Raw genomic sequence first — 3,939 nt, 5'->3', positions numbered from 1 at the left:
GTGGGCGGCCACGGCACCACCCTCGGCGGAGCGATCGTGGACGGCGGCCGGTTCCCGTGGGCCGACCATCCCGAACGCTTCCCCATGTTCAACCAGCCCGAGCCCGCCTTCCACGGCGTCGTCTTCGCCCGCGACTTCCCCGAACGGCCCTTCACTGTGCGAGCCCGCTCCACCCAGCTGCGCAACAGCGGCGCCACCCTCTCCCCGTTCAACGCCTTCTTACTCCTCCAGGGCCTCGAGACGATGGCGTTACGGCTCGAGCGCCATGAGGCCAACGCCCGGGCCGTGGCCGACTACCTGGCCGCCGACCCCAGGGTGGCGTGGGTGAGTGTCGCCGGCTTCCCCGACCATCCCTACCACGACCTGGTCGAGCGCTACCTCCACGGGCGCGTGCCGTCCATCGTCACCTTCGGGGCCGAGGGTGGCTACGAGGCGGGACTGGCCTTCTTCGATGCGCTCCAGCTCGTCAAGCGGCTGCTCAATCTGGGGGACGCCAAGACCCTGGCCATCCATCCGGCCTCCACCACCCACCGCCAGCTGTCCGACGAGGAGCTGGTGAAGGCCGGTATCCGGCCGGAGACGATCCGCCTGTCCATCGGGATCGAGCACATCGACGACATCATCGCCGACATCGACCAGGCCTTGGCCAAGGCCACGGCTGGGATGGTTGGCGGCAACGGCGGCGCCGGCGGGACCGGTGGGAACGGCGATCCAACGTTCACCATTAACGGCGGCAACGCCGGGGCGGGCGCGCGTTGACGCGCAGACACGATCCGGCATGGGTTTGGATGATCGGCGCGTTCGGCGGCGCGCTCGCGCTTGCCGTGGCCGTTCTGGCCGGTTACGGCACCGGTCCTGATGGCCTCAAGCTGGGGCTGCGCGTCACGGCGCGCTGGTCGTTCCTTTTTTTCTGGCTTTCCTATGCCGGCGGCGCGATGGCCGTCCTGTTCGGCCCAGCCTTTGCCGGGCTGGCGCGCCAGGCGCGAGCCTTGGGCCTGGCCTTCGCCACCGCGCATCTGGTCCATATCGGATTGGTCGTCTGGTTGGGCGTCGTCATCGGCCAGATTCCGCTGCAGGGCGGCTCGTTGTGGTTCTTCCTGGTCGCACTGTTCTTCACCTATCTGCTGGCGCTGCTGTCCTTCGGAATCGGAATGCCCAACCTGGGACGTCTGTGGCGGCCACTGCTCTTCCTGGGCACGACTTACATTCTGATCGCCTTCGGCGGGGATTTTGTGCTGGGCGCACTCGCCCAGAAGACACAGCATTGGCTCTACGCCGCCGAATATGTGCCGTTCGCCCTGTTGAGCCTTATTGCAATCCCGCTGCGCCTTGCCGCGTTTCTTCGCCAGCGCTTCGGCTTGCGTTCCGCCACGGCCTGACGCACCTCGCCAAACTGTTTCATAACAGAACGAAAATTTCGGCGCTTTGCCGCCTGTGATCGTGCCGGAGTGGTGCATAGTTCCCGCGGCGCATTCGGGCTTTGCGTACTCGGGCGCGCGACGTGCTGATCATCCGTATCGTCGACCTCGCGGTCGAACGCCGTCGTATGGAGAGCACCCTCCTCGGCGATCCCGTCATCATGCGCTTCTTCGCCCACCACGAACCATTCCCGGCAGGTGATGGATCGTCTGTACCGGCAACGTTATTCGGATCCACCGCTAAACGAGCGTGTTCTGCGAGCACACGGCGAATCATGTCGACGGATGCCCCATCTCCACTCACCGCCCCCGGGGTACCACGCCCGGTCGGTGGACGTCCCCGCGAGCACCTCGCTAGATCACCTGGCGTCGAACTGCTTCGACTTTCCCGACCACAGTCGGTCTATAGAACCGACCTCTTGCACACCGACGTCCGACTCCGGCCCGCCGTGCCGGCGGAGCACGTCGATCAGTTCCATCCGCAGATGCTGGAGGTCGCATGAACCGTCGGTCACCACGCACAGGTCGACACCACGTTGCGTCTTGCCCACAAAGAAGTCGGCGACGCCGGGGGTGGCAAGGACCGTCTGCTCGAAGGCCGCCCGTGGCACCAGAGCACCGCTTTCGTACTGGAAGGCTCCGTCGATCCGACCGCTGACCGCTGTGATGCGGCGATGAGCACAACCGCACGGACACGGCTCGTCGGAGATCGTCACCGCGTCTACGAGGTCATAGCGGATCAGCGGCTGCGCCAGGTTGTACAGGTTGGTCAACAGCAGCCGATCCGCAGGTTGCCCATATGGTACGACGTTGCCATCAGCATCCGCCGGCTCGAGAATTACCAGATCGTCGGCGATGTGCATGCCTTCTCCAACGCCGCATGGAAAGGCATAGGTCCCCTCTGAGCAGCCCCAGAACTCCGAAGCCTCGACCCCCCACGCGGACCGAACTGCCTCTCGCACGGGCGCGGTGCAGACCTCTCCCGCGACGCTAACCCAGGTCGGTTTTATGGTCAGTCGTCCTTGTGTCGCCTCTAAAGCTAGCTCCCGGATGAGGCTCGGCCACCCTTGGAGAGCCTGCACCGCAGGACGGGCGTTATTGAGACCGTCGACAATCTCGTCCAGGGGGAGCGTGCCGGCGAAGCAGTGCGATGCTGGCCCTCCGCCTTCGAAGGTGCTAAAGGCGTGAAACACCCCCGATTCATGCCTGGCGCTGCAAGCGAAGGCCTGCGCCAGCACCGCGTCCGGGTCTTCGCCGCGTCGCCCGGTCCAGCGCGAGCCCTGCATCACGAAGGTGACGAACGCGTCCCAGCCGTAGACATGGACTGCTTCGGTTCCTATATATCCAGACGTGACGATTGCCCGGTACTCGTCGTCCAGGTACCCGTCTTCTCCGTTCAACCGATCGATGTGTTGTTGGACCCGGGCAAGTGTTAACCCGGGGACCGTGACCACCCGGTCAAACTCCTCCATCATCTCGGCTCTGGTCAGGACCGGCAGAGAGGGGAGGTCGGACTCGGTGAAACTCGCCAGATCGCGGCCCGCCAGTCGTTCCCGCCAGAACGGCGAACGATCGGCGGCCCACACCAGCAGCTCCCGAAGACGCCGTTCGCGTTCTGCGGCGAGACGCCCTGCGTCCCATCGCAGCCGGCGCACCCCCTTCAAGTACGCATCTTGCAATTCGGCACGCTGCCGCCGGACCAGCTGCTCGTAATGTCCCCCCGACGTCGCGCCAGTTGCCCTCGCTTGCACCCGAGCGATCCTAGCCTGGGCACCGCGCTCCGATACCATTCCTGGCCAAATGGCCGTTTATGTCAACGCGCGGTTCCTTTCACAGCCCGTGACTGGAGTACAGCGCCACGCGGAGAACATCACTCGAGAGCTCTTCGCAATTCGCGACGGTATCCGGCTCCTCGCGCCCCCTGGGCCGCTCCGTGTCTTGGATGCCATCGATATCCAGCAGATCGGGACAAGTCGCGGACACGTGTGGGAGCAGATTGAGAATGACCCTCTAGCGTCGGATTGGAAGCGAAATCGATCTCATGCCGTTCGCGCTCGCCGCACCGCTTGGGCAGCGTCTTCGTGTCCGTTGGTGATTAATCCTGAGATCACGCCATCGACGTCAGCGGCTGGTTGATTCTGGCTGAGCTTGAACTTGGCCTCGATGCGGGTGATCAGCAATTCCACTCCCACAATGGCGCGTAGTAGACCCTCGATGAACTGTGGCGGCGCGTCGTCGACGGACCATGATTGCGGTCGCCCAGCCTCATGGCGTCCGGTTAGATCACGCACATTCTGTTCGACCCAGGCCGGGTCATCGTGCACTGCGAGTCGCCCATAGACGTGCGCAGTGACGTAGTTCCAAGTGGGCACCACACGTCCGTGCTCGGCCTTGCTCGGATACCAGGCCGGGGAAATGTACGCATCTGGTCCCCGCACGATGACCAGAGCCTCGCCAACCACCGGGCGCCGCCACTGGTCATTGTTGCGGGCGAGATGACCACGAAGGGTCCTCATGCCCG

The 3,939-nt window shown here is 64.6% G+C and carries 4 protein-coding genes; 2 read left to right on the top strand and 2 right to left on the bottom strand.

Features of this window, described 5'->3' with window-relative positions:
- Both ACLQI9_RS22650 and ACLQI9_RS22645 read left to right on the top strand, forming a co-directional pair.
- A partial coding sequence (locus ACLQI9_RS22650; protein ID WP_442392238.1) for a PLP-dependent transferase occupies nucleotides 1–759 on the top strand: 759 nt, incomplete at its 5' end.
- Between the two features lie 29 nt (nucleotides 760–788).
- Nucleotides 789–1,379 carry a hypothetical protein gene (locus tag ACLQI9_RS22645; protein ID WP_442392237.1) on the top strand — a complete coding sequence of 197 codons (591 nt, stop codon included), beginning with the start codon at nucleotides 789–791 and terminating at the stop codon, nucleotides 1,377–1,379.
- Between the two features lie 398 nt (nucleotides 1,380–1,777).
- Here the strand turns inward: ACLQI9_RS22645 and ACLQI9_RS22640 are convergent, their stop codons facing one another.
- The gene (locus ACLQI9_RS22640) at nucleotides 1,778–3,169 is read right to left on the bottom strand and encodes a phenylacetate--CoA ligase family protein (protein ID WP_442392236.1); all 1,392 of its coding nucleotides are present in this window, start codon (nucleotides 3,167–3,169) and stop codon (nucleotides 1,778–1,780) included.
- A gap of 288 nt (nucleotides 3,170–3,457) precedes the next feature.
- A partial coding sequence (locus tag ACLQI9_RS22635; RefSeq protein WP_442392235.1) for an FMN-binding negative transcriptional regulator occupies nucleotides 3,458–3,939 on the bottom strand: 482 nt, incomplete at its 5' end.

The organism is Mycobacterium sp., from assembly GCF_052143115.1.
GTDB lineage: Bacteria > Actinomycetota > Actinomycetes > Mycobacteriales > Mycobacteriaceae > Mycobacterium.
This window is presented reverse-complemented; position numbering and strand designations above follow the sequence as displayed.

Bases quoted from the DNA above. Each gene is read 5' to 3' on its own strand.
- ACLQI9_RS22645 (WP_442392237.1), top strand. From the start codon at position 789: ATGATCGGCGCGTTCGGCGGCGCGCTCGCGCTTGCCGTGGCCGTTCTG.